Origin of the sequence: Paenibacillus sp. W2I17 (assembly GCF_030815985.1) — a bacterium.
Taxonomy (GTDB): Bacteria; Bacillota; Bacilli; order Paenibacillales; family Paenibacillaceae; genus Paenibacillus.
In genome coordinates this window covers 3,514,561-3,536,479 of record NZ_JAUSXM010000001.1, presented here as the reverse complement: position 1 = coordinate 3,536,479, position 21,919 = coordinate 3,514,561, and the positions used below count along the sequence as shown (strand labels likewise).

Sequence of the window (21,919 nt, the reverse complement as noted above, 5' to 3'; positions counted from 1 at the left end):
AGTAATAACCCCTTTGAACTTTTATTAATAAACTTTTTAATCTTACAATTGGAGAGTATTCTTTGATTTTCTTCATGGTCACAGGTCTCATTATGTACCATGTATTACTTTTAAAACAGTACGTACTTTTAGGTTATATAGTAACTAAAAGGTGATAATTAGGACGAAGTACAAAATAAAGTTGTTCTTTGAAATTACGCTATTCTACATTTATTCTCTGATATTCATCCTTGCTCAATGTCTTCTCTGCATAATTCTGACCCCATTCACAAAGAGCTCGCAAAGTGGGTTCAAGTGACATACCCATTTCTGATATTGAATATTCGACTTTTGGTGGTACCTGATTGTATATTTTTCTTATAATCAGATTACCACTCTCCAACTCGCGCAAAGACTGAACTAACATTTTCTGAGAAATTGTTGGCATGAGCCTTTTCAATTCACCGGTCCGTTTAGGACCTTTTATTAAGTAATATAGAATAAGAGGTCTCCATTTTCCGCCAATGACATCCAAGGTAATTTCTAGATCACAATAAAAAGTTTTCAATTGAGAAACACCATCCCTCATTTAATTTCCAATATTATAGTACATGTGTTGATTCAAACCTTAAATCGTATATCCGCTGACTCAATTACGAAAAAACAGCATCTTACAAGGCCGTGCAAAAAATTGGAATGATTAGTAGGCAAGAATATGAATAACGAAAATGATGTGAAAGTACAGTGTTCATTATAAATGAGGATGCTTCAATAGGGGCACCTTTACACGAATACATACATTATCTAGAAGATATGAACAAAGGTTTTCCGGGATGAGTTATCCTTTTCGACTTTGAACATACTCTAATGCTTGCATTGGAGTTTTTTTGTTCCAAGAACAAAGCTACCACGGCCATGATAGCGTTTTTATGTTAACCCAATATTTTCTTGCCTAATTCGACATATTCGTTTACTATTTTCCCATACATAGTGCTTCAAGCATGCGTTTTTTGGGTAACGCCTAGTCAAAAAGGCTTGGGTTCACGGGAGAGGAAGAGGAGCGGATGATTGGTTTTTTTAGAAAACGTTTGGTTGTGCGCATTGTTGCAGTAGTCACACTGGTCATTACGATTATAGCCGTTGGAAGCATGCTGTTACAGGTGGCGAATATGAAACTAGCTGCGCAGGAGGCCATTTCGAGTTACAACATCCAGATTGCTCAGAGTTATGTGAATCAGCTGGATACAGCATCTTATGCCGAGTTTGCCAAGGACCCCAAGGAGAATGACGAATTCTTGAAGATTCGTGATGAACTGGATGACTTTCGCGTAAGCATTGGTGCAATGTATGTGTATTTCGTCAAAATAGATGATAAAGGTACGCCACTTATTATGGTGGATGGCATGAAGGATGCAGATAAAGCCTCACCGATTAATGAAGTAACGGATGTCCCTCAGGGGGCTGTTCAGAAGCTGTTGCAGGGGCAAACAGCCAGTTCTTCAATTATTAACAATGAGGAGTACGGCGACTATATTTCCTCTTACGCTCCCATGCTGGATAGTAAAGGTGCTGTAACAGGTGTAATTGGTATCGATACGGCGGTATCGGTGATCGGAAGCATTGAATCGGATATTATGAAATCGAGTATTCCCTTCTATGCCTTATTGCTACTAATTACACTTATAGGCATTGCTGTTGTCACGTGGTTTATCGTAAGAGGACTGCGACCACTTCAACCGCTGAAGGCGAGTGTGGAAAAAATGGCACAGGGTGAGCTTGCAGAAGCGAATCAAATTTTGACGTCGTATCGTTTGCGCAGCCAAGATGAGATTGGAACAACATATCAAGCGATGATACATATGTCCGGGAACTTGAATAAGATTGTGAGTAACATGGTTGAAGGCGTAGCAGTAACCACAGATATTTTATCAGAGTCAACGAAGGAATTTAATCGTAGTACCGAAGAGATGCTTGAGATGGGCAAGACGGTTGATCAATCTGTCGAACAGATTAGGCAAGGCGCACATACCCAGAAGCAGGGTGCGAGCGATAGTGCGCATGCGATGGAAGAGATCGCAAAAGGCATAACGGATATATCCGAATCCTCGATGGTTGTATCGGATGCAGCAACAAGTGCGCTTTCTACGGCGGAGTCCGGTAAACAGAGCATGACAATGATGAAAACACAGATGGAGAGCATCTCAAATGTCTCAAGTGAAGTTGTAGCGATGGTGCAGGTGCTGAACAACTACTCCCAGGAAATTGGGGGTGCCCTGCACACGGTTCGTGATTTTGCGAGTCAGACGAAGCTGCTTGCACTTAATGCATCCATAGAGGCAGCACATGCAGGAGAACACGGCAAAGGTTTTGCGGTTGTGGCGGATGAAGTTCGGAAGCTTGCTGAGGCCTCAAGCACATCCATGGAACGGATCTCCGACTTGCTGCTTCGTATTCAACAAGAATCACAGCAGATTGGCTCACAGATGGGGGTTACTGCAACCGAGATTGGACAAGGTGTTACGATTACCGCAGAAGCGGAGCAAGCTTTCGCCCATGTAGTTGATGCGTTCCAACTGGTGACCAGTCGCATTCAGGAAGTCTCCGCTGCGGCAGAGGAAATCTCGGCAGGATCGGAAGAGGCTGCAGCCTCCGTCAATACGATCTCGCAGATATCAGCCGGTGTGTCGGATCATTCGGATGAAATCTATCGCTTGATGCGTGAACAGTCGGCCATGTTCAACAGGGTGGCGCAGACCTCCACAATGCTGGAGCAGCAGACGAATGAGATGAGTGAAGCCGTACGTAAAGTGAAAGTATAGTTTGAGTAAGGTGTAGTAATAGTAACGCAAGAGGTAGTCAGAAAAGTGTTCCGCTCTTGGAGAAGTTGGTGTTCATCCCAAACTTCCTTCAAAGGGTGGAGCACTTTTTTAGATTTAAATTTTTAAATGATCCAGTTCTATCGCCTGTCTGAAGCGTTGGGCGAATCGCTCTGCAGCTACGGCGGACTCCTTGGACTCCGTCTGTACGAAGCCAATTTGCATTTTTGGTTGATCGATTCCAGCGATCTCTACCATCTTCACCAGACCTTCTTTCCATAAGGGATTTTGGTGAAAGGAAAAGTCGTGACCAATCGTGGCGGCAATATCGTTTCTTAACACCATGTTGATGGCTTCTGAATTATTTGTTTTGAACAGAATGGACAGAGGTCCATGATCATAGGTGAATTCCTTGATGAAGTCTTCGATGAAACCATCTCGATAGAGTGCCAGTTTGTGTTCTTTTAATTGATCAGGTGAAACACGGCTGTGCTTGGCAAGTTCAGACAGGTGATGAGTACCAACTACCAGCTTACCCGAGTACATGGGACTGAAGTGAAGTCCATCGAATTCCCGCAATTGTTTGGCGTAGATCGCGATAAAGCCCAGATGGGTTTTGTTGTTGCGAATATCTTCGATAATTTCCATGGACCCTTTCTCTTCAATGGAGATGTTAAGTTGCGGGTGCTCACGCTTCATATCCGCAGTAGACTGGACAAGATAGGGCATGACACTTGGAAAAGTAGCCACATGAAGTTCTCCACTAAGAGAGGAGGCTTCGGCGTTCAGGGATTTTAATTCATCAATCCGCTGTAAAATGTCCAGTGCCTTGGCAATAAATTGTTTACCTTCGGGAGTGGGATGAGTTCCCTGCCGCGAGCGTTCGAACAGGATGATACCCAATTCTTTCTCCAGACGATGAACCGATTGGCTGATCGCCGATTGTGTGACATGTAGATGCTCCGAGGCGGCGGAGAATGACTGCGTTTTCGCAATTTCAACGACATATTCGAGCTGTTCCAGATTCATGATTTCATCTCCGTTTAGCATTAATACAACTAATGTTAACATTAGTATCTATAAATATGAATAATACATGAACAGCGATATAATATATAGACAAGCGTTATAGTTCTTTACTATATAAGTAGAACCTTACTTTTACACCAGAAACGCAGAGTGCAGAACCAATCTGAAGAAGCAGAGCGTGCGCCTTTATCACCGGATTTTTCCCTTGGATCAAGGGAATGAAGAAAATCTGGGGATAAGAGCGATCGAAAGATGGTACTGCAATCAGCGTAATTAGGTGTAACATTTCTAGTTCAACTTATATAGACAATCATATAAAGGGGATGAACTTCATGAAAGCAGCAGTATGGTATGCCCATAAAGACGTGCGTGTGGAAGAGCGGGAAATTCCGGTTGCTCAAGCGGGTCAGGTCAAAATCAAAGTGGAATATGCGGGGATCTGCGGCAGTGACTTGCATGCCTATCATCATGGTGTGGGGATTCAAGAAGGCGAGAATCATCCGCTCTCAGGACAGAAAGCACCATTGACATTGGGTCATGAATTTGCAGGAACCGTGAGTGAATTGGGGAGTAATGTAAGCGGTATCAGTGTAGGGGATCGAGTTGTGGTAGAGCCGTTGTACCATTGCGGAAAATGTGAGTACTGTATCCAGGGGCGTTACAACCAGTGTACTCAATTTGGATTCGTTGGACTGAATGGTGATGGTGGTTTTGCGGAGTATGTTGTTGTTGAAGCATACATGGTTCATCCCATACCGGATAACGTATCTTTCGAAGAAGGCGCGCTCGTAGAGCCTACAGCAGTAGCTTTTCACGCGGTTCGTCACAGCAAGCTGAAAGTGGGGAACAAGGTAGCCGTATACGGAGCAGGTCCAATTGGACTACTGACCATTCTGTCTGCCAAAGCTGCAGGAGCCTCTGAGATCTATGCAGTCGATGTATTTGAGGAACGTCTGGACCTGGCAGCCAAACTGGGTGCGATTCCGGTGAACAGTGCCAAAGTCAATGCAACAGAGGTGATCTTGCAACAATCGGGCGGCATTGATGTAGCTTATGAAGCAGCAGGTGTGCAACCAACGATGGATAGTGCCATTGCGGTTGTCAAAAAAGGCGGAGAAGTTGTTGTCATCGCAGCGATTCCAAATCCGCTTCAAGTGAACTTCTTTGATCTTCTGGTCAAAGAAGCGAATCTAACGGCAACGCTGGCATATCGCCACATTTTCCCTGAAGTGATTTCACTGATTGCTGAAGGGTCGCTCGATGTGAAACAGGTCATCACCAAGAAAATCAAACTTGACGACATCGTTCAGGAAGGGCTTGAGCTGTTAATGAGCGACAAGAGCCATGCGAAGATTTTGGTAGAGATTGGCGGCTAAAAAATCAATAGCGAAGTGTCATTTCAAATGTTGATTGATCATTCAAGAAATGTAAAAAAGACCGTTCATGAAGATGATCGGTCTTTTTTATATTTCATTCTCTGTTCGCTGATCCCGTGTTGGTGTTAGCCAACACTAGGAATCATAACGGTAACATATTGCCTTGCCCCCGCCACTCTCGGAGCTGAACTCCTCATCCTCTGTAAATCCAAAACGCTCATATAAACGGATGGCATTGACCATCTGACCGCCCGTATATAAATACACCGTATTTTTGCCCATTTCTTTGGCAGAATCTACGCATTGCTGGAGCAATACTCTGGCAATCCCGTGACCTCTCCATTTTGGATCAACACCCAGTAGCCGAATAAACGGATAATCGATTGGCAATTCAAAGTTTGGATAAGCCTTGCGTGCTGTTTCGAATAATTGGACTGTACCGACAATCTGATCATCAATCTTCGCGATCCATAATTGCGTCAGGTATGGATTAACCACAGACTCTCTAATGTCTTTCAGGTAGGCTTCCCATCGTTCATTTTGCTCAAAAGTCTCCCGATATTCGGCATAACTTGCAACAAGGATATCTACAATCTCTGGATGGTCTGCTTCTGTGGCAGGATGAATCGTAACGGCAGCCGTTGTCATCTTATAATTCCCCTTCTCTTATGGGTTAAGTATGGAATATAGTTTTCTTGCATTTTACCATAACGGATTCCATCCGATTCATTCAAATTTTCTATAGTTAACTCAGTCATTTCTATAGATCAAAGCATATCAGCGATTGAGCTGTGTGGAATACAGATGATTGCGATATTCGGTTGGCGTATTGCCTTCGTATTGCTTGAACATGCGCAGGAACAGCTTGTAGTCGGAGAAGCCGCAATGTCCGGCAATTTCTTTTACACTGGCATTGGTATTGAGCAGCAATTGTTTCGCCCGGCGAATTCGTTCTGTGAGGATATAGGTTTTGAGTCCGGTACCTTTCTCGCGTTTCACCATTTTGGAGATATAGTCTTTGTTAAAATTAAAATTTTCTGCAATCTGACTCACCGTGATGTTTGTATGCAGATGAATGTCCACCCACTTGCAGATATGGTCTACAATCGCATTATGCGGGCGATAATCCGCCTCTATATTGCGCTCGAGCTCCTTGAACAACAGTAACAAAGCAGCGTTGGCTTCTTCTGGGGAGAAGGATGACACATGAAGCAACTGCTTGAATAACTGATTGGCCATGGAAGGCACCTGAATGGTGGCATGTGTCCTAAAGCGACTGAATTCTGCCTGCACGGCATCATAGTGAACCCAGTAGAAACTGACGGGTTTGTCGCTGATCTGGTAGCCGTAATGGGTGCGACCGGCGCGCAGAAACAACAGATCGTTGGCACGAACTACATATTGTTCCTCTTCTTCCGCGATGTACATCTCACCTTCCAGCATCAAAATGATCTCATGCACAGGCATGCTGCGTCTCATGTGGCTCCAGTTGCCTTCGGATATGAACTTGCCGCACAGGTAATGTTCCAGTGGCTTTTGCATAGGACGGATTTATCCACCTTTTCTTGGATTATGAGTCTGATGTAATTGTATTTTATTTGATATTATGGGGATATTCAAGCTCTACAGTAGATTGATGAGTATTAGTCATATGGAACAGAACACGGATTTTACCCCTCAAGAATGAATGGATATCTATATCTATATAAGTTGAACTAATCATTTACATGATAACGGAGAGGACAGAAAAAACCTGAAAAAGTGGAGCGTTCGCCTTTATCCCCGGATTTTCCCCTTCGGAAAAGGGAATCAAAAAATCTGGGGGTAACAGCGATTGGAAGGTTATTCTGTCATCGTAGTGTCAGTGTAAATAATCTTTAGTCCAACTTATATATTACATCCCGAGAAGGAGTGAGTGTAATGATTGATACGAAAAAAGGATTTCTGGGACCGGAACATGTAGATCTGTTAAATGGTGTGTTCCAAACATCACAAGAGGTGGGGGAGCGTTACCTGTTATCGCTGGATATTGATCGATTCCTGGCTCCATGCTTCGAAGCTCATGGTTTACCTGCCCGAAAAGAGCGCTACGCGGGTTGGGAGGCACGTACCATCAGCGGACATTCTCTCGGACATTATCTGTCTGCCCTGGCTGTGACGTATCAGGCGACCGGGAATATCACGTTAAAAGAAAGACTGGATTATGCTGTCACCGAACTGGCGAGAATCCAACAGACAACGGGGAGCGGGTATATCGGTGGTTTGTCCGAAGAACCTTTCCACATGGCTTTTCGAGCAGAGAATATCGGTGGATTCAATATCGGTGAATACTGGGTTCCCTGGTACAGTGTGCACAAAATCTATCGCGGCCTGATTGATGCCCATAAACTCACTGGTAACGGACAGGCACTTGAGGTAGTTACCCGATTTGCAGATTGGGCGGTTGAAGGTTTGCTCCCGATGACAGAAGAACAGATGCAGACGATGCTTCAAAGTGAACACGGGGGCATGAATGAAGTATTTGCACATTTGTATGGGATTACCGGCAAAGCCTTATATCTTGAGATCGCTAACAAGTTCACCCATCAATTGATCCTGAGACCCTTGGAGCACAAACAGGACGATCTTCAAGGCAAACACGCCAATACTCAGATTCCCAAAGTGATCGGTGCAGCCGAAATCTACAATCAGGACCATACTCATGAGAGTTATCGGACAGCGGCAGAGTTTTTCTGGAACACCACGGTGCATCATCGTTCTTACGTATTTGGTGCGACGAGCATTTCAGAGCATTACGAAGCAAAGGGTATGGAGAGAGTCTGGGGATCAAAACAGGAGAGAGCTGTTGTACTCACAACATGTTACATCTAACGAAGCAACTCTTCGCCTGGAGTCATGATAGCGCCTACATGGACTATTATGAAAACGCCATCTATAATCACATCCTTGGCACGCAGGACCCGGATACGGGGAACAAAACGTATTTTGCATCAACGCTGCAAGGCCACTACAAAATCTATGGTACTCACGATACCGCTTGGTGGTGCTGTACAGGATCAGGCATGGAGAACCCGGGCAAATATGCCGAGGCGATCTATTTTGAGGATGAACAGGACCTGTACGTCAACCTTTATATCGCTTCCCAACTGGATTGGGCGTCACAGGGATTATCCCTGAAGCTTGAAACCGACTTTCCTTATTCGGAAAAGGTAACCCTGACGATCACCGGAGGCAACGCCTCGGCTCATCTAAGATTACGCGTGCCCTCATGGCTGCAACAGCCAATGACGGCAACCGTTAACGGGGATACGGAACATCCGTATACACAGATGGAACCCGGCTATCTCTCCATCGACCGCACATGGACAACGGGCGATGTCATCACAATCACACTGCCGATGTCACTCCGCCAGTACACCTCCCGGGATGATGCCCACAAGGTGGCATTCCTGTACGGCCCGATAGTACTCGCTGGTGCACTAGGAAACGAGGGTCTTCCCGAGGATACGATCGTGGACGAAACAGCGCTGAATCCCAAGACTGCACCTGTACCTGTGATCTGGACGGAGCAGGAGGATGTCCGAGAGTGGATCAAGGTTGTGGATGCAGACACGTTAACATTTGAACTTAGCAAAGATGTTACTTCCACAGGCGAAGCCGTGAAGCTCATTCCGTTCTATGATGTGCATCACGAATTTTATACCGTGTACTGGCCGTTTAACGATGAAGGGGATGCGCTGGAGAAAGAGTTGAACGATATCACGATCGACAGGGTTCAGGCTGACGGTCAGCAGGATGAGATTGGACATCAACTGGATTAGCAACTGCCGTGGGGAGCACCACAACGGTTCAACCACAGATGGCCGTAAGAAGTTGCATATGTGGCGAGAGGCTTTTGGCGTCAGTGGGGCTTACTTCAGTTACCAACTGGCAGTGGATCGTAAAGTAACCAATTATTTATGTGTGGCCTATTGGGGCGGAGATCATTCCGCGTTTAAACGGGATGGTACGTTATATGACAGACAATTCGCCATTACCGTGGATGGAACACTCATTGGTGAGCAGCGAATTCACATGAATAAAATTGGCGACGTGTTCTATGTGACCTACGATATTCCTGAGGCCGTAACATCAGGTAAAGACAGCGTTACGGTAATGTTCCAGGCGAAGGGAGACAATGGTTGTGCCGGGAAAGTTGTAGAGGTACGCACCACGCGAAGCAAACCGGAATCCATCTTTTCGTGATAAGAGGCATGGTGTGAAAAGGCGCAAACACAATGTTATAATGAAAATAAATTACGGTTAGTGAAAGAGGAGGTTGGAAGTGTGGCAAAACCCGATAATAAAGGTACTTATAACTATCAGGATTGGTTAACCTGGGAGGGGGCATGGGAATTAATTAACGGCAAAGCTTTTAATATGTCTCCAGCGCCCACTTCATTGCACCAGTTTATTGTGGGTGAGCTGCACTTCTCTTTGCGGAATTTTTTTCAGAATCGGAAATGTTTTGTGTTTGTTGCCCCTTTTGATGTGTATTTTAGCGAAAATGAACAATATGACCTACCAGATCAAGTTGTACAGCCTGATTTATCGGTGGTGTGCTCCAAAGACCAGATATCTAAAAGTGGCTGTCACGGTGCACCTTCTTTAATTATCGAGGTGTTATCACCTTCGACTGCGTTAAAGGATTTTAACGAAAAATTTAACTTATATCAGAAATATGGTGTGAACGAATACTGGATTGTTGACCCCGGCAATCAAACCGTCCATGTGTACACGCTGGAGGATGGCAGTTACCAGAACCGTCATCTATATACAGGAGCAGGAAACAATTCAATCGGTTATATATCCCGAACTGGTAATCCAGATGGATTCGCTGTTCAAGTTCAGGTAGAGGAAACACCAAAAATGAACAACCAATGCATAAGGGACGAAACCGGATGATCTCCGATTCGTCCTTTTTGCATTACTCTTTTTCAGACAAGTCTTATATAAAAAATGACACGCATAGCTATTTTCCACGTATTACCTGATAACATTTCTTCTCCACAATCGGCTGTCTCGTAAAACTCACTTTTTATGGATTGACCACCAAATTTCCTGCCAAGTTCTACGTTGTCCCTGAAAATATGAAATGGGATAAGCCCAAACCACGTATATTATGAGTATTCAAACATCCAATGATATCCACCTGAGAGCGTTAACATCATGTACAACAAGAATAAGTTGAACAGGAAAATTACGACATGAAGTACCAATATATAACATGAAAGGAGGTCGGATGATTGAACATGATCAAGTACATAAAATTGTTGGGATTAATCCTCGGTATTGTGGCTGTGAATGTTTTGGCGTTCTCACCTGGCTTTATCGGGCTGAATTTCGAGAAGGGTGCATTCACAACTGCGCTATCCGTTACCCTTCTGTTCGGCAGTGCAATGGCACTCCTATATGGGAGTTACACCTTGCTGTTCAGACAACCGGTAGTCCTGCCCGTGAAGCATATCGAAACGCATGAAGATTATGTGGAGGCACTATCTTTTTATAGACGCATCAAAGTGCTCGAAGAAGATATTACGCTGGGGCTGTCCCAACTTAGTCGAATGAAAAAGAAAAAAGAAACCCTTCTGAATGTGCTACATCAACGATTTGATCCCGGGGAACTGAGTTATAAGAAATTCGCATCGGTCACGCTGGAAGTGGAGAAGCTGTTATACCTGAACATCCGCAGTGTGCTGAACCGGTTGAATGTATTTGATGAAGCTGACTATGCCAACATGATGAAATCCAAATCCTCAACACTTCCCCAGAAGCTTTTTCAGGAAAAAACCAAGGTATACAACGATTATCTGTCTTATGTGAAAAATGCATTACACACCAATGAGGAGATTTTGCTCAAGCTCGATCAGTTGCTACTGGAGATTTCACGCCTCGACAGCTTTGAAGCCGGAGATATTGAAGAGATGCCTTGTATGCAGGAGATTGATCAGTTAATCAAGCACACCAAATTATACAGACAGTGAGGGGTTGCTCGTATGGCCAAGAAGGGAAAGTTTTTTTTCATATCAATCGTGATGCTGGTACTCGTATTTGGTCTGGTCTATGCAGGGATTACACTGACGTCGAACTTTGGCAAGTCGACCACACAGGTGAGCACAGAGAATGCAGGTAAGGAACTGGGGAAACTGTATGCGGACATTGCACCAGCAACGGCGGAACCGGTCAAAGGACAGATTGATCTCGACCCGGTCGATGTGGCAGAATCACTGCCGGATATCTCCAAATTTGCAATTGCCGTAGAGAATACAACAAATGATTACGTCGAAATCTTCTCTTCCACAGAGAAGTCGGGCAGCGGGGTAGACGGCTGGTTAACCGAAGTGGGCGAGGAGTTCAACAAAGCAAACATTACCGTTGGTGGGAAACAGGTATCGGTCAAAATCCGCAACATTGCCTCCGGTACGGCCACCGATTATATCAAGTCTGGTAAGTATATGCCGGATGCATTCACACCTTCTAACGAACTATGGGGCGAGATGGTTGAGGCTAGCGGGGTGAAGACAGAGATGGTATCCGAGCGATTGGTCGGGAATGTTCCGGGTATTGTCATCTCCAAAGCCAAATATGATGCACTGGTTGATACGTACGGCTCCGTTAATGTAAAAACCGTAACCGAAGCGATTGCCAACAATGAACTCGCGATGGGATATACCGATCCATTTGCCAGCTCCACAGGACTGAATTTCCTGGTGACCGCACTGAATACGTATGACAGTACCAATCCACTTGGCGAGAAGGCTATTGAAGGATTCGAAAAGTTCCAGACCAATGTACCGTTTACCGCTTCAACAACGATTCAGATGCGGGAAGCTGCCAAGTCAGGCAGACTCGATGCCTTTGTACTCGAATACCAGACGTATGTGAATACCGCTGATCTGAAGAGTGGATACGTCTTTACACCATTTGGTGTGAGACATGATAGCCCGTTGTATGCATTGGGACAATTGCCGCAGAACAAACAGGAAATCATCCAGAAGTTTGCGGAATTCGTAACCCAGGCGAAGTACCAACAATCGGCAGAAGAGTTTGGCTTCAACGGTTTGCAGGATTACAAATCCGAACTGGCTACCGTGGATGGCGGCACGTTGTTTTCTGCACAGAAAGTATGGAAAGAGAAGAAGAACGGCAGTAAACCAATTGCCGCCGTGTTCGTGACAGACGTGTCCGGAAGCATGGACGGCGAACCGCTTAACCGACTGAAGGAGTCTTTGCGCAAAGGTCAGAAGTACCTGGGCACCGAGAACAGTATTGGGTTGGTTTCTTACTCCAGCGGCGTAACCGTGAATCTGCCGATTGCCAAATATGATACAAACCAGCAGTCCATGTTTGTCGGAACAGTTGATAGTCTGCAAGCTGGCGGTGGTACGGCGACCTTTGACGGGATCGTGGTGGCGATGAAGATGCTGGAAGATTATATGGCTGCTGATCCAAACGTGAAGCCGCTGATTTTTGTCTTGAGTGATGGCGAGACCAACGAAGGTCATACCCTGAAGGATATCCGGGATCTGGTTGAAACGTACAAAGTGCCAATCTATACGATTGGATACAACGCGGACATCAAGGCTTTGGAGAGTATCTCCAGCATTAACGAAGCGGCAAGCATCAATGCTGATACCGACGATGTCGTGTACAAGATTGGTAACCTGTTTAACGTACAGATGTAATCTAAAGGGGGAACTGTAGATGTCATTTTCAATGGAAATACCGAGCCAGAAGGAAATTCAGAAGGTGATCGAAGAAGAGGTGAAACCCGTGCCCGCCGAGGTCGCGGAGCTTCAACAAGTGGCAAATGCCAACGTAGAGATGATCATGACACTGGATCTCGAATCCCTGGAGAAGCGCAAAGAGATTTTGCAATCCATTGACGGCTTTGGCATGAACACGATGAGATCCTCTTCTGAGAAAAACGCCTTGCTTCAAGTCTCTGTTGGACATCTGTCCAAGACGGGAGACGAGGGCGGTCAGGTCGCCAAAGGCTTGACCGAGCTGCATATGCAACTGAAGGATCTCGACCCAAGCGTGGTCGACTTCGCCAAGACTGGTTTCCTCGGGAAATTGTTCAATCCGCTTCGCGCCTATTTCCTGAAATACCAGAAGGCTGACGCAGTCATCGCTGACATCGTAACCTCTTTGGATAAAGGCAGATCCACCCTGCGTAATGATAATACAACGCTGGAGATTGAACAGCAGAATCTGCGGGAACTCACCAAGCGACTACAAAAGGAAATTCAGCTTGGCGTACTCATGGATGAGTCCATCGACGCGCAGATTGAAGCCGCCAAGGTTCGGAATGAGGACCCCGAGAAAGTCCGATTTATTACGGAAGAAGTATTATTCCCGCTTCGTCAGCGGGTGATGGATCTGCAGCAGATGTTGGTCGTGAACCAGCAGGGCATCATGGCGATTGAAGTGGTAATTCGCAACAACAAGGAACTGATCCGAGGGGTAGACCGGGCGAAGAATGTAACGATCTCGGCATTGAAAATTGCCGTTACAGTAGCAAGTGCTTTGTATAATCAGAAGATTGTATTGCAGAAGATAGAGTTGTTGAACCAGACAACTAACGATCTGATCGCAGGTACTTCCAAAATGCTCAAGGATCAGGGAATTGCCATCCAGAAGCAAGCATATGAAGCTAGCATCTCCGTGGATACGATGAAACAGGCGTTTACCGATGTGCTGTCAGCACTCGATTCAATCAGTCTTTATAAGCAGGAAGCCCTCCCAAGAATGCGCGAGACGATTAACCAGTTCCGTGAACTTGCGGATACCGGCGAGCAGCAGATTCAGCGGTTGGAGAAAGGACAGAAGCTGGGGCTGTGATCAGAAAAGAGAGAAATAAAAAAATATGTATTAGATAGTTATCTTTTTTATAATATTAGAAAAGCGCCCATTCCTCATTAAGCATGGGGAATGGGCGCTTTTTGGGCTTCTATGAAGATTGGTACTAATTTAGATACCCGATATTCCGTGCATAAGGGTATATCTGTTGCTCGTATTGGTCGAGGAGAACGCCAGCCGCACGTACTTTGGCACGACCTTGTTGCAGTATCTTAGAATTCACTTTGTTTTTGGAAACGGCTTGTTTGTACAACAAGTATCCTTCCAGCTGAAGGTAGCTTCCCTTAACATAATAGGCATGTATTTTCTTAAGTTCAGGATTGGAAGGTTTGATTTGTTTTAACATGGAGACCGTTTTTGTATAATTAGGGATCACCGTATTCGTAAGTTTGAGGTACATGGACTTGCGATTGGTTGAATTCACCTCACCTCCCACACTACCCAACGTATCGATTGCTTTATTCTCATACGGTACCAGACGAGATATTTGTTCAAGATATTTCTCGAAATCCTTTTGATCTTTAGTGAGCTCCTGTTCGGCATCATCTAATTCTAATTCGTCCATAAGTTCTTCGTGCAAATAATCATCTTCACTATAACTCTGATCTGAATATGTAGAGGTTGCTACTTTGGCTGCATTGGCAGAAGCGGCTGGAGAGAGAAACACTCCGCCAAGCAAAACAAAACTGGTAATCAATGATATAATCCACGACTTCTTCAAATGTAATGTCATCCTCCTTTTGTTTGTATTCCAATGGATAATCTAACATATCAATACCAGAAATTACAGGAATGTATTTACAAAATTATGGTGATAAACCTTTCTTGAAATCCCTCTCAATGACCACGCTATAGGGAAGAATGGCGATTTGAATCTCAGTTTCTCAACACGACATTATCTGGCTTGTAATGGATGATCTTGAACAACTCCTCGGCCATGTAGGCCGGGCTGTGCTTGAAATCCTGTCTGATCCACTCCATGATCATTCCGAATATCGCATGAGATTGGTAGCTTGCCAATATTTCATGGTTGATGTGCTGCGGGAAGATGTGGTTCAGATCCTGTAAGGCCAGATCCCGAAGAACATCACAGATCATACGCTGGAAGTTGGAGGAGGCCTCAGATTTCACAACCAGTGTGTAGAATTGTGCGTGCTGGTGTACATGCTCAAATATAGTGATCGCCGAAGAGGGCATCAGATTGACTTCGAACTCTTCCTCATCCTGATAAGGTTTGCGAAAAGAAGTCACCAGATCCTGAATCACATCATCGATAATTTCGTTGAATAGGTCTTCTTTGTACTGATAATGCCTGTAGAAAGTTCCCCGATTCAGGTCGGCTCGCTGCACAATATCTGTAATCGATATTTCTTTAAAGGGATGCTTTTGCATCAAATGGATGAGTGCATCCTTCAGTGCAGCTTTTGATTTCTTGATTCTTCGGTCCATTGAATTCAGAGTTTCAGACATCTATTTTCCTCCTCGCGAGTTCACTTTATTAGTTAAAGTACATTCAGGCTTGATAGTGTTGTTTAACGTACAACTGGACAAGCTTTTACTGATTGAAGTGAAACGCTATGACTTATTATACTAAGGATAGGAGTTAATGAACATTTGTTTGTTAACTTATTGTAAACGAATACACAAAGGAGGATACATGGAATGAAACTTCAAGATAAAGTTGCAGTTGTTACAGGTGCTGGTTCAGGTATGGGGAAAGCAATTGCAACGTTATATGCTCAAGAAGGCGCGAAAGTCGTCGTATCGGATATTAACGAAGAATCCGCACAAGCGGTAGTCAATGATATTAAAGCACAGGGCGGAGAAGCGATTGTCGTTCTGGCCAATGTAGCCAAAGAAGAAGATGTGCAAAATCTGATCGATACGACGGTTAGCACATACGGTACAGTAGATATTCTGGTTAACAATGCGGGAATTATGGATGGCATGGAGCCGGCAGCAGATGTAACGGATGAGAAGTGGGAGAGATTGTTCGCTGTGAACACAACCAGTGTGATGCGGACAACGCGTAAAGTATTGCCGATTTTCCTGGAAAAACAAAAAGGTATCATCGTGAACATTGCTTCGGCAGGGGGACTACACGGCGGACGTGCAGGAGCAGCCTATACGGCGTCCAAACATGCGGTCGTGGGCTTCACCAAAAATACAGGGTATATGTATGCTGAGCAAGGCATTCGCTGTAATGCAATCGCTCCAGGAGCCGTGGCAACCAATATCAGCTCCTCCATGACAGGTATTAGCCATTTCGGTGCAGGTCGGCAACAGCTTGGGATGGCAATCAACCCACGCATCGGGACGAGCGAAGAGATTGCCAAAGTGGCTTTGTTCCTTGGATCTGACGAGTCCAGCTTCGTGAACGGAACTGTCGTTACAGCAGATGCTGGCTGGAGCTCTTATTAATCCATTCAAGTGCAGTCGAGCATGGAGTACGGAAATAGTGTGTGAATTAAGGAAGCCGCATGAGTATATGCGGCTTCTTTTTTTTTGCACCTATACACCTACGTACGGTGGATAACAGCATCATATTCCGTGTAGGACAAACGTTTGCATTACTACACGGATAGCCGAAATGAATCAATCTGAGGGTGGCTTTGGCTTGGAAAAGAGTGAGGATTCGCGCACGATCAGACGATGGGGGATAATGACCGGATTATGAAGCTGTGGTTCCCCACTAAGAATTTTTAACAGTACCTGAACGGCTGTATAACCAAGCTGATAAGTCCCGATGTCGATAGAGCTTAGGGGTGGAGAAGCCAGTTCCGATAATGCAATATTGTTAAAACTGACCACACTGATATCTTCAGGCACCAGATAATGAAGCTCAGCAAGAGCTCTCAATACCCCAAAGGCCACATTGTCATCGATGACAACAATTGCGGTGGGTCTGTCCGGCAAGGACATGAACAGCGACATCGCTCTGAATCCACTTTCCTGCAGAAATTCACCTTCCACAATCCAATCACTATCCGCATCCAGCCCGGCTTGGGCAAGCGCTTTTTGGTATCCTAACATACGGTCATGCGATAACGTAATGTCCGGAGGACCGCTGACAAATCCGATTCGAGTATGTCCCTGAGCGATCAGATGATGAGTCGCATCATAAGCGGTCTGCACATTATCGTTATCCACCATGGGGGCATTTGGATGAGCTTCACTGCGACCGATTAACACAAAAGGAAACTTTTCCGCTTCCAAAAAAGAAATGATAGGATCGTCTCGCTTGGACCCAAGCAGCAAAATACCATCAACTCTACGGCCATGAACAAGGCGTGATATCGCATGCAGTTCATTGTCTGATGATGTTTCGGTTGTTAGCAGCAATTCATAATTCATTCGGGTGGCATGTGTAATAATACCTCGGAGCAGTTCCCCGAAAAAGTAATTCTGAAACAACTCTTCTGCAGGACGCGGAAGCATAATCCCAAGGGTATGTGTTGTTTTGGAAACCAGGCTCTTCGCGATGATGTTTGGATGGTAGTTCAATTCTTTCATAATTTGCTTCACTTTGAGAGACGTTTTGGTGCTGATTCTAGGATGGTTGGAAATCACCCGTGACACTGTAGAAGGGGAAACACCCGCCAATTTGGCAATATCCTTGATCGTAATCATGTAAAAAATCCCTTCTGAACAATCGTATAAATATTCTCCTATGGTAATCCAAAGGATACGAGAAATCAATTGCTAACTGCCGAGTAAGGGGGGCACGCAAAGTGAAATTAAGGAAGAAAGAGTCAGAACAAGGAAACAGGAAATTACTGTAGGTAGAAGAAGGAAATTGGTTAAAATTGAGCAAATATGGCTTGTGCAAACGTTTGTGCAAATAAAGATCGTTATTGTATGATGTGATTGTTATTGTAGCGCTTACATAAGTGGAATTACATACTTCTTGACTTGTTTACCCCTACATATTGAACGGAGAGATCATCTTTTCTCCCATTTGAGCAAACGTTTGTACAAAAGGGGGATATGGGATGAAAAACCTGACAACATACGCAGACAAAAGGGTGAAAAGCGCGAACTTTGTTGGACCAAGCAGAGGGAAGGGGACATTTTACATGAGAAAATGGCAAGGGGCAACATTGTCCGTCATGATGGCTTTTACACTGGCTGCGTGCGGGGCTGGAGGCGGAAGTCCATCTCCAACTACGGCAGGTGAGAATCCGGAGGAAGTTGTAGAGCTGACATCCGAGAACCTTCAACCGGAAGAAGGGGCAACTCTGGTGATCTGGGAGGATAAAAATCAAAGCAGCTTTATTGAGCAAAGGGTCAAAAAATTCGAAGAAAAATATGGGGTAACAGTCAAAATGGAGGAATTACCTCCAACCGATCAGGTAACCAAGCTGACGACGGATGGCCCAGCGGGTCTTGCTGCAGATGTGGTTGTTTTCCCGCATGATAAGATTGGTAGCGCTTCAGAGGCGGGACTTATTCTGCCCAATGACATATTCGAAGCAGACACCGTAGAGAACACCAGCGACAACGCGCTGAAGGCAGTGACGTTCAAGGATATCCTGTACGGCTATCCGTACAGCGTGGAGACCTACGCTCTTTTCTATAACAAGGCACTCTATCCAGAAGCTCCGAAAAACTTTGATGAGATTATCAGTTTCGCCAAGACGTTCAATAATGTGAAGTCCAATCAGTATGCGCTGATGTGGGAATTGCAGCAATTTTATTATAACTATGCGTTCCTGGCTTCACAGGGCGGTTATATTTTTGGAGACAACGGGATGGATAGCACGGATCTCGGTCTGAATAACGAAGGAGCCCAGAAGGGTGGACAGTTCTTGCAGACGCTGAAGTCGGAAGTGCTGCCGCTTAAGATGGGTGACGTGAACTATGATATCAAAAAAGGATTATTCTCCAGCGGCAAGCTGGCTATGGACATTAACGGTCCGTGGACCATTGCCGATTATCGCAATGCAGGTATTGATTTTGGCGTTGCTCCGCTTCCTGCAATTGATGGCAAACCGATGACCTCCTTCTCAGGTGTTAAAGCCTATTATGTGAATGCATTTACGCAATACCCGAATGCGTCGAAGCTCTTGGCAGCGTTCCTTTCCAATGAAGAAGCTCAGATGGAGAACTTTGACCTGAACGGTACACTTCCTGCGAACAAAAACGTAGCTGCTGATCCGAAGTTGCAAGAGGACCCAATCAACAAGGCATTCCTGGAACAGTTCAACAACTCTACGCCAATGCCTTCGCTTCCTGCCATGGACAGCGTATGGGGACCAATCACGTCGGCCATTACGGATATCTGGGATACCGATAAGGACGTGAAGTCATCACTGGACAATGCCGTGAAACAGATCCAGGAAAGCCTTGCAACCGTCCAATAAGGACGAACGACGAGTGCGAAGATATGCATAAGAGCTGTATAAATTGAACTTCATATTTACACAAAAACGGAGAGGACAGAAGAAAGCTGAAGAAGTAAAACGTGCGCCTTTATCACCGGATTTTTCCTTTTGAAAAAGGGATCAAAAAAATCTGGGGATAACAGCGATCGGAAGCTTGTTCTGTCATCGGAGTGGTCAGTGTAAGTACACTTTTGTTCAATGTATACAGGTTAGCAATAGGCAGGGAGGAGAGAGCGAATGCAACAGCAGCATGTCCCGGTGCCCGTTGGACCGAACAGGGAAAGACAGCATCGGATGACAGCGGCTATATGTTCCATCATACTGCAAGGTCTTGGACAGCTGTACAATCGACAATGGATTAAGGGAATTTGTCTACTGTTACTGGAGGGGGCAGGGCTTGCGTACCTGCTTCCTCGCCTGTCACAGGCCGTATGGGGCATATGGACACTGGGGGAAAATACACAGCGTTTTGTCAAAGTGAATGGGTCCACTGTACTTCAAAGGGGAGACCATTCCATCTTTTTGCTGCTTGATGGCATTATCGTATTGCTGGTGTTTTTTGTGTTTATCCTGATCTACATTCTGAATATTCGGGATGCGTATGTCACGGGACTTGCGAGGGAGGAAGGCAAGCAGACCCTGGGCGCAGCGGCTTCGCTTCGGAACATGATGGACAAAAACTTTCCGTATCTGTTCCTGTCCATCCCGGCACTGGGCATTCTTTTCTTCACCGTTATGCCCATCCTGTTTACGATCACGATTGCGTTTACCAACTATTCGGCCCCGGATCATATTCCGCCAGCCAAACTCGTGGACTGGGTAGGCTTCAAGACGTTCAGTGATCTGATCCAGCTCAAATCCTGGAGCCAGACATTTTACGGCGTGCTCACTTGGACGGTCATCTGGGCCATTCTGGCGACAGTCACCACCTATTTTGGCGGCGTGCTTGTGGCACTGCTGATTGAACAGCGGGGCATACGCTTCAAAAAGCTGTGGCGGACGATTTTTATTTTGCCTTATGCGATCCCGCAGATCATCTCTTTGCTGCTCATGCGTAATCTGTTCAATGGTCAGTTTGGTCCGATCAATACGTACATGAGAGCATTTGGGCTGGAGGGATTACCCTGGCTGACAGACCCGTTCTGGGCTAAGGTCACCGTCATTGTCGTCAACATGTGGATTGGTATTCCGGTCAGTATGGTGCTGATTCTGGGTGTATTGACAGCCATCCCTCGTGACCTCTATGAGGCTGCCGAAGTGGACGGAGCATCTGCGTTTCAGAAGTTCAGAATCATTACGATGCCGTTCATTCTTTTTGCCACAACTCCGGTACTCATCATGCAGTTCGCCGGAAATTTCAACAACTTCAATGTCATCTTCCTGCTGACCAACGGAAATCCACTGAGGGGAGACTACCAGTACGCAGGGGCAACGGACCTGCTGGTGACCTGGCTCTACAAGCTCACACTCGACAATAACAAATTCAACATGGCTTCAGCGGTAGGCATCATCATCTTCCTTATTATCGCTTCATTCTCTATCTGGAACTTCCGCCGCTCCAAATCATTCAAGGAGGAGGACATGATTCAATGAAGACACGTAATAATCCGCTACGTTTGGCCCTGAGTTATGTGCTGTTGCTGATCATCGCCGTTGTCTCCATCTATCCGGTACTCTGGATCTTTCTCTCTTCCCTGAGACCTGGTGCGGCATTGTTCAGTGAACGGTTATGGCCGGAAGCTTTCACGCTGACCCATTACGGGGAGCTGTTCAATAACCCGTCCTTTATGTACGGCAGATGGTATATGAATACGCTGAAAATCGCCTTTTTCACAATGATCTTCTCCACGTTGATGGTGACACTCGGGATGTATGCCTTGTCCCGCTTCCGCTTCCGTGGACGTAAAACGATTCTTTCCACCATGCTAATCCTCGGCATGTTCCCGAGTTTCATGAGCATGATTGCCATCTATATCATTTTGCTGCAGATTAAATTGCTCGACACCCACGCTGCGCTTATCCTGGTCTATTCATCAGGAGCGGTACTGGGCGGCTTTATCGTCAAAGGTTTCTTTGATACGATTCCCCGTAGTCTGGATGAAGCGGCCCGCATGGATGGTGCGAGTCACCTGCGGGTATTCACCAGCATCATCCTGCCTTTATCCAAGCCGATGCTGACTTATGTGGCATTAACCAGTTTCACCGGTGCGTGGATGGATTTTATCTTCGCCCGGCTGGTGCTGCGGACGAAAGAGAACTGGACGCTTGCGGTGGGCATGTGGGATCTGGTCAACCGTTATCAGGACAGTAACTTTACGATGTTTGCTGCGGGGGCGGTACTGATCGCCATTCCAATTACACTGCTGTTCGTTTTCTTGCAACGGTTCCTTGTTCAGGGTCTGACGGCAGGAGCTTCGAAAGGGTAATACCGTGC

At 45.6% G+C, this 21,919-nt stretch carries 20 protein-coding genes; 13 read left to right on the top strand and 7 right to left on the bottom strand.

Annotated features, from left to right (window positions below; translation table 11 throughout):
* Positions 1 to 199: 199 nt before the first annotated feature.
* On the bottom strand, positions 200 to 547 hold the full coding sequence (locus QF041_RS15705) for a winged helix-turn-helix transcriptional regulator (RefSeq protein WP_307414855.1): 348 nt from the start codon (positions 545 to 547) through the stop codon (positions 200 to 202).
* A 496-nt stretch (positions 548 to 1,043) separates the two neighbouring features.
* Between QF041_RS15705 and QF041_RS15700 the strand changes: the two genes are divergently transcribed.
* Positions 1,044 to 2,798, top strand: coding sequence for a methyl-accepting chemotaxis protein (locus tag QF041_RS15700; RefSeq protein ID WP_307414854.1), 1,755 nt, complete (start codon positions 1,044 to 1,046; stop codon positions 2,796 to 2,798).
* Positions 2,799 to 2,912: 114 nt separating this feature from the next.
* Here the strand turns inward: QF041_RS15700 and QF041_RS15695 are convergent, their stop codons facing one another.
* Positions 2,913 to 3,824, bottom strand: coding sequence for a LysR family transcriptional regulator (locus QF041_RS15695; RefSeq protein WP_307414853.1), 912 nt, complete (start codon positions 3,822 to 3,824; stop codon positions 2,913 to 2,915).
* Between the two features lie 332 nt (positions 3,825 to 4,156).
* Between QF041_RS15695 and QF041_RS15690 the strand changes: the two genes are divergently transcribed.
* Positions 4,157 to 5,200: a 2,3-butanediol dehydrogenase gene (locus QF041_RS15690; protein ID WP_307414852.1), complete on the top strand. Its 1,044-nt coding sequence runs from the start codon at positions 4,157 to 4,159 to the stop codon at positions 5,198 to 5,200.
* Positions 5,201 to 5,335: 135 nt separating this feature from the next.
* On the opposite strand, the gene QF041_RS15685 is transcribed toward QF041_RS15690, so the two are convergent.
* Both QF041_RS15685 and QF041_RS15680 read right to left on the bottom strand, forming a co-directional pair.
* Positions 5,336 to 5,848, bottom strand: a complete 513-nt coding sequence (locus QF041_RS15685) for a GNAT family N-acetyltransferase (protein WP_091034581.1) — start codon at positions 5,846 to 5,848, stop codon at positions 5,336 to 5,338.
* A gap of 129 nt (positions 5,849 to 5,977) precedes the next feature.
* Positions 5,978 to 6,742: a helix-turn-helix transcriptional regulator gene (locus tag QF041_RS15680; protein ID WP_307414851.1), complete on the bottom strand. Its 765-nt coding sequence runs from the start codon at positions 6,740 to 6,742 to the stop codon at positions 5,978 to 5,980.
* Between the two features lie 378 nt (positions 6,743 to 7,120).
* Between QF041_RS15680 and QF041_RS15675 the strand changes: the two genes are divergently transcribed.
* The 7 genes from QF041_RS15675 (at position 7,121) to QF041_RS15645 (ending at position 14,083) form a co-directional block, all read left to right on the top strand.
* On the top strand, positions 7,121 to 8,071 hold the full coding sequence (locus tag QF041_RS15675; protein WP_307414850.1) for a beta-L-arabinofuranosidase domain-containing protein: 951 nt from the start codon (positions 7,121 to 7,123) through the stop codon (positions 8,069 to 8,071).
* Complete coding sequence (locus QF041_RS15670; RefSeq protein WP_307414849.1) at positions 8,059 to 9,021, top strand: beta-L-arabinofuranosidase domain-containing protein; 963 nt, start codon at positions 8,059 to 8,061, stop codon at positions 9,019 to 9,021. Before QF041_RS15675 ends, QF041_RS15670 begins: the two co-directional genes overlap by 13 nt.
* A complete protein-coding gene (locus QF041_RS15665) occupies positions 9,002 to 9,445 on the top strand; it encodes a DUF6805 domain-containing protein (protein ID WP_307414848.1) in 444 nt (147 codons plus the stop codon). Before QF041_RS15670 ends, QF041_RS15665 begins: the two co-directional genes overlap by 20 nt.
* 81 nt (positions 9,446 to 9,526) lie before the next feature.
* Positions 9,527 to 10,144 (top strand): Uma2 family endonuclease, encoded by a 618-nt coding sequence (locus tag QF041_RS15660; protein WP_307414846.1) that lies wholly within the window; start codon positions 9,527 to 9,529, stop codon positions 10,142 to 10,144.
* A gap of 347 nt (positions 10,145 to 10,491) precedes the next feature.
* Positions 10,492 to 11,223 carry a hypothetical protein gene (locus tag QF041_RS15655; protein WP_307416984.1) on the top strand — a complete coding sequence of 244 codons (732 nt, stop codon included), beginning with the start codon at positions 10,492 to 10,494 and terminating at the stop codon, positions 11,221 to 11,223.
* Positions 11,224 to 11,235: 12 nt separating this feature from the next.
* The gene (locus QF041_RS15650) at positions 11,236 to 12,924 is read left to right on the top strand and encodes a vWA domain-containing protein (RefSeq protein ID WP_307414845.1); all 1,689 of its coding nucleotides are present in this window, start codon (positions 11,236 to 11,238) and stop codon (positions 12,922 to 12,924) included.
* A gap of 19 nt (positions 12,925 to 12,943) precedes the next feature.
* Positions 12,944 to 14,083 (top strand): toxic anion resistance protein, encoded by a 1,140-nt coding sequence (locus tag QF041_RS15645; protein WP_017690481.1) that lies wholly within the window; start codon positions 12,944 to 12,946, stop codon positions 14,081 to 14,083.
* Positions 14,084 to 14,207: 124 nt separating this feature from the next.
* On the opposite strand, the gene QF041_RS15640 is transcribed toward QF041_RS15645, so the two are convergent.
* Positions 14,208 to 14,834: a hypothetical protein gene (locus QF041_RS15640; protein ID WP_307414844.1), complete on the bottom strand. Its 627-nt coding sequence runs from the start codon at positions 14,832 to 14,834 to the stop codon at positions 14,208 to 14,210.
* A gap of 143 nt (positions 14,835 to 14,977) precedes the next feature.
* Positions 14,978 to 15,571, bottom strand: a complete 594-nt coding sequence (locus QF041_RS15635) for a TetR/AcrR family transcriptional regulator (protein ID WP_307414843.1) — start codon at positions 15,569 to 15,571, stop codon at positions 14,978 to 14,980.
* 192 nt (positions 15,572 to 15,763) lie between these two features.
* On the opposite strand from QF041_RS15635, the gene QF041_RS15630 reads away from it, so the two are divergent.
* Positions 15,764 to 16,522: an SDR family oxidoreductase gene (locus QF041_RS15630; protein WP_307414842.1), complete on the top strand. Its 759-nt coding sequence runs from the start codon at positions 15,764 to 15,766 to the stop codon at positions 16,520 to 16,522.
* 174 nt (positions 16,523 to 16,696) lie between these two features.
* Here QF041_RS15630 and QF041_RS15625 read toward each other — a convergent pair whose 3' ends face one another.
* Positions 16,697 to 17,731, bottom strand: coding sequence for a LacI family DNA-binding transcriptional regulator (locus QF041_RS15625; protein ID WP_091034562.1), 1,035 nt, complete (start codon positions 17,729 to 17,731; stop codon positions 16,697 to 16,699).
* A 446-nt stretch (positions 17,732 to 18,177) separates the two neighbouring features.
* Here QF041_RS15625 and QF041_RS15620 point away from each other — a divergent pair, with 446 nt between their 5' ends.
* From QF041_RS15620 to QF041_RS15610, 3 genes are all read left to right on the top strand, one after another.
* Positions 18,178 to 19,464, top strand: a complete 1,287-nt coding sequence (locus QF041_RS15620) for a sugar ABC transporter substrate-binding protein (RefSeq protein WP_307414841.1) — start codon at positions 18,178 to 18,180, stop codon at positions 19,462 to 19,464.
* A gap of 258 nt (positions 19,465 to 19,722) precedes the next feature.
* On the top strand, positions 19,723 to 21,078 hold the full coding sequence (locus QF041_RS15615; RefSeq protein ID WP_047841752.1) for a sugar ABC transporter permease: 1,356 nt from the start codon (positions 19,723 to 19,725) through the stop codon (positions 21,076 to 21,078).
* On the top strand, positions 21,075 to 21,911 hold the full coding sequence (locus QF041_RS15610; RefSeq protein WP_017690474.1) for a sugar ABC transporter permease: 837 nt from the start codon (positions 21,075 to 21,077) through the stop codon (positions 21,909 to 21,911). The genes QF041_RS15615 and QF041_RS15610 overlap by 4 nt, the downstream gene beginning before the upstream one ends.
* The last annotated feature ends 8 nt before the right edge of the window (positions 21,912 to 21,919 follow it).

Coding starts and splice junctions, on each gene's coding strand:
- QF041_RS15700 (WP_307414854.1), top strand. CDS start 1,044: ATGATTGGTTTTTTTAGAAAACGTTTGGTTGTGCGCATTGTTGCAGTA.
- QF041_RS15695 (WP_307414853.1), bottom strand. CDS start 3,824: ATGAATCTGGAACAGCTCGAATATGTCGTTGAAATTGCGAAAACGCAG.
- QF041_RS15690 (WP_307414852.1), top strand. CDS start 4,157: ATGAAAGCAGCAGTATGGTATGCCCATAAAGACGTGCGTGTGGAAGAG.
- QF041_RS15685 (WP_091034581.1), bottom strand. CDS start 5,848: ATGACAACGGCTGCCGTTACGATTCATCCTGCCACAGAAGCAGACCAT.
- QF041_RS15680 (WP_307414851.1), bottom strand. CDS start 6,742: ATGCAAAAGCCACTGGAACATTACCTGTGCGGCAAGTTCATATCCGAA.
- QF041_RS15675 (WP_307414850.1), top strand. CDS start 7,121: ATGATTGATACGAAAAAAGGATTTCTGGGACCGGAACATGTAGATCTG.
- QF041_RS15670 (WP_307414849.1), top strand. CDS start 8,059: ATGTTACATCTAACGAAGCAACTCTTCGCCTGGAGTCATGATAGCGCC.
- QF041_RS15655 (WP_307416984.1), top strand. CDS start 10,492: ATGATCAAGTACATAAAATTGTTGGGATTAATCCTCGGTATTGTGGCT.
- QF041_RS15650 (WP_307414845.1), top strand. CDS start 11,236: ATGGCCAAGAAGGGAAAGTTTTTTTTCATATCAATCGTGATGCTGGTA.
- QF041_RS15645 (WP_017690481.1), top strand. CDS start 12,944: ATGTCATTTTCAATGGAAATACCGAGCCAGAAGGAAATTCAGAAGGTG.
- QF041_RS15640 (WP_307414844.1), bottom strand. CDS start 14,834: ATGACATTACATTTGAAGAAGTCGTGGATTATATCATTGATTACCAGT.
- QF041_RS15635 (WP_307414843.1), bottom strand. CDS start 15,571: ATGTCTGAAACTCTGAATTCAATGGACCGAAGAATCAAGAAATCAAAA.
- QF041_RS15630 (WP_307414842.1), top strand. CDS start 15,764: ATGAAACTTCAAGATAAAGTTGCAGTTGTTACAGGTGCTGGTTCAGGT.
- QF041_RS15625 (WP_091034562.1), bottom strand. CDS start 17,731: ATGATTACGATCAAGGATATTGCCAAATTGGCGGGTGTTTCCCCTTCT.
- QF041_RS15620 (WP_307414841.1), top strand. CDS start 18,178: ATGAGAAAATGGCAAGGGGCAACATTGTCCGTCATGATGGCTTTTACA.
- QF041_RS15615 (WP_047841752.1), top strand. CDS start 19,723: ATGCAACAGCAGCATGTCCCGGTGCCCGTTGGACCGAACAGGGAAAGA.
- QF041_RS15610 (WP_017690474.1), top strand. CDS start 21,075: ATGAAGACACGTAATAATCCGCTACGTTTGGCCCTGAGTTATGTGCTG.